Source organism: Pedobacter sp. 01N416 (assembly GCF_056399685.1).
On the sequence record NZ_JBFTRT010000585.1, the window covers coordinates 1 to 3,083 of the forward strand.

Sequence of the window (3,083 nt, forward strand, 5' to 3'; positions counted from 1 at the left end):
GGTTTAATCTCGATGATAGGCGATAGTTTGCAGGTGGTAGTGATTGTGTGCGTCATGTTATATACCGATTGGCAATTGAGTTTAGTGGTGCTCTTGCCCATTCCATTGTTGATTATTGCTACCCGGAAATTTCAGAAAGCGATTAAAGTGGCTTTTCAGGAAATTAGAAATGAGGTTTCTAACCTGAATACTTTTTTGCAGGAACACATTACGGGTGTATCTATTGTGCAGTATTTTGCCAGGGAGAAACAGGAATACAGAAAATTCTACGCCATTAACAAGCGCTATCGTGATGCCAATATCCGTTCTAACTGGTATTATTCTATCTTTTTTCCGGTGGTGGAGTTAATCTMGGCCATGTCGTTGGGTTTGTTGGTGTGGTACGGCGCAAAAAGTATTCTTTCCAAACCGTTGGATGTAACGCCTGGAACCATCACACAGTTTATTATGTACCTGGGTATGGTATTTACACCGATCCGCCAGTTGGCCGATAAGTTTAATACGCTGCAGATGGGAATGGTAGGTGCCGAACGTGTTTTTAAAGTTTTAGATACTGATGAAACTACGCCAAATACGGGGAGACAAAAGCCAACCAAATTAGACGGAAATATTAAATTCGAAAAGGTTTGGTTTGCCTATAACGACGAAAACTATGTGCTGAAAGATCTTACATTCGAAGTGAAGGCTGGCGAAACTGTGGCCTTGGTGGGGGCAACGGGTGCTGGTAAATCTTCCACAATTAATATCCTGAACCGTTTTTATGAAGTAAAAAAGGGAGATATCACCGTAGATGGCATTCATATCGAAGATTTTGATCTGGATTACTTAAGGAGCAATATTGCTACTGTACTTCAGGATGTTTTCTTGTTTTCGGATACCATTTTAAACAACATTACACTAAATAACCCCCAAATTACCATCGAAGAAGTGGTGAATGCTGCCAAAAAAGTTGGTGCGCACGATTTTATCGAACGTTTACCGGGTGGCTATCAATATAATGTGATGGAAAGAGGTGCTACACTCTCAGCTGGTCAGGCCCAGTTGATTTCGTTTATCCGTGCCCTCGTGCATAATCCGGCTATTTTGGTTTTAGATGAGGCCACTTCATCAGTTGACACCGAAACAGAATTATTGATCCAGAAAGCCATTGATAACTTAATGGACGGTAGAACTTCGATTGTAATTGCCCACCGTTTATCCACCATTCAAAAGGCCGATCAGATTATTGTGCTCGATAAGGGTGAGATTAAAGAAAAAGGCACACATCAGCAGCTGTTAAGATTAAATGGCTACTATAAAAAGCTTTACGATCTGCAGTTCTCATCCAAAGGGATAGCTAAAGTTTAAACGCATTTATTCTCAAGGATTTTCTTAATTTAACGGCTTCTTAAACCCAATAGGAAGATGAAACGGTTAAAATTACTTGCCTTGTTCTTGTTTTCGGCTTTAGCCTTGCAGGTTTCTGCACAACAGAAAAAATATGTAATGGTGATTCACGGTGGTGCCGGCACCATTCTCAAAAAGAACATGAGTCCCGAAAAAGAGGCTGCCTATATCGCTGCCTTAACACAAGCATTAAATGCAGGTTATGCAGAAATTAAAGCAGGTAAATCGAGCCTCGATGCTGTTGAAGCAACCATTCACGTTTTAGAAAACGATCCACATTTTAATGCTGGCAAAGGTGCTGTTTTTACACATGATGGCAGAAATGAGCTCGACGCCGCAATAATGGATGGAAAAACCTTAATGGCGGGATCCGTTGCGGGGGTAACTACCATAAAAAATCCAATTTCTGCTGCCAGAGCCGTGATGGAAAAATCGGAGCATGTAATGATGGTTGGCGCAGGTGCCGATCAGTTTGCAAAAGAAGCTGGATTGGAAATCGTTGATCCTAAATATTTCTGGACTAAGGAACGTTGGGATGGCTTACAACAGGCCATTAAAGAAGATTCTACCAAAGCGGTTTTAGATCATGGAACTAAAAAATCGGAATTATTTGGAATTAAAAACCACGATTACAAATTTGGTACGGTGGGTTGTGTAGCTTTAGATAAGGCTGGAAACCTGGCAGCGGGAACTTCAACCGGTGGTATGACGAACAAAAAATACGGACGTGTGGGCGATGCACCAATTATAGGGGCAGGTACCTACTGCAATAATGAAACAGCAGGTATTTCCTGTACTGGTTGGGGCGAGTTTTATATCCGTAATGTGGTGGCAAAAACCATTTCCGATTTAATGGAATATAAGGGCTTATCTGTTGCAGAGGCATCGAAAATTGCGTTAGATAAAGTAGGTAAAATGGGTGGCAACGGTGGTTTAATTGCTTTAGATAAAAAAGGAAATATGACTATGCCCTTTAATACCGAGGGAATGTATAGAGGTGCAATTACTGCCGACGGGAAAATTGAGGTCAGTATTTATAAATAAAATTATTTTAAGCTTACGGTCTGTTCATTATTCAATAGCAAACCAAAACACCTAAAAAAATAAAGATGACATTTATAGAATTTGTAAAAAAAGTATTCTCCAATTTAACCTTTCAGGTTATCCTTGCCATCATAATAGGAATTAATGTTGGGATTTTCTTCCCCGGTTTTGCACCTACAGCTAAATTGATCAGTCAGGGTTTTATCAACCTGATTAGCATGTTAATTGCACCAATTATATTCTTTACTATTGTTTTAGGAATCGCACACATGGGCGATATGAAAAAAGTAGGCAGGGTAGGTGGTAAAGCATTGTTATATTTCGAAATTGTAAGTACGGTAGCTATTGCAATTGGTTTAGTGGTAGCCAATGTTTTAAAGCCAGGTGCCGGAATGATAACTAAGGCTAGCGATGCTACAAAAATTGTTGGTTATGCCGAGCAAGCTAAAGATATGAACTGGGCAGAGTTTTTTCTGCATATTATCCCGCATAATGTGATTGCCGCTTTTGCTGAGGGAAACATTTTACAGATTTTGCTGTTTGCCATTCTTTTTGGTTATGGTTTAAATAAATTAGGTGGAGAGGGAACAAGCGTATTAAATGCCTTCGATAAAATATCGAAAGTGCTCTTCAAAATTATGAAGGTGATAATG

At 39.8% G+C, this 3,083-nt stretch carries 3 protein-coding genes; all 3 read left to right on the forward strand.

What is annotated here, in order from left to right:
* Window positions 1-1,347: ABC transporter ATP-binding protein (locus AC1DND_RS24050; protein ID WP_477585097.1), on the forward strand; the 1,347-nt coding region annotated here is incomplete at its 5' end.
* Window positions 1,348-1,404: 57 nt separating this feature from the next.
* On the forward strand, window positions 1,405-2,430 hold the full coding sequence (locus AC1DND_RS24055) for an isoaspartyl peptidase/L-asparaginase family protein (protein WP_477585098.1): 1,026 nt from the start codon (window positions 1,405-1,407) through the stop codon (window positions 2,428-2,430).
* Between the two features lie 65 nt (window positions 2,431-2,495).
* A partial coding sequence (locus AC1DND_RS24060) for a cation:dicarboxylate symporter family transporter (protein WP_477585099.1) occupies window positions 2,496-3,083 on the forward strand: 588 nt, incomplete at its 3' end.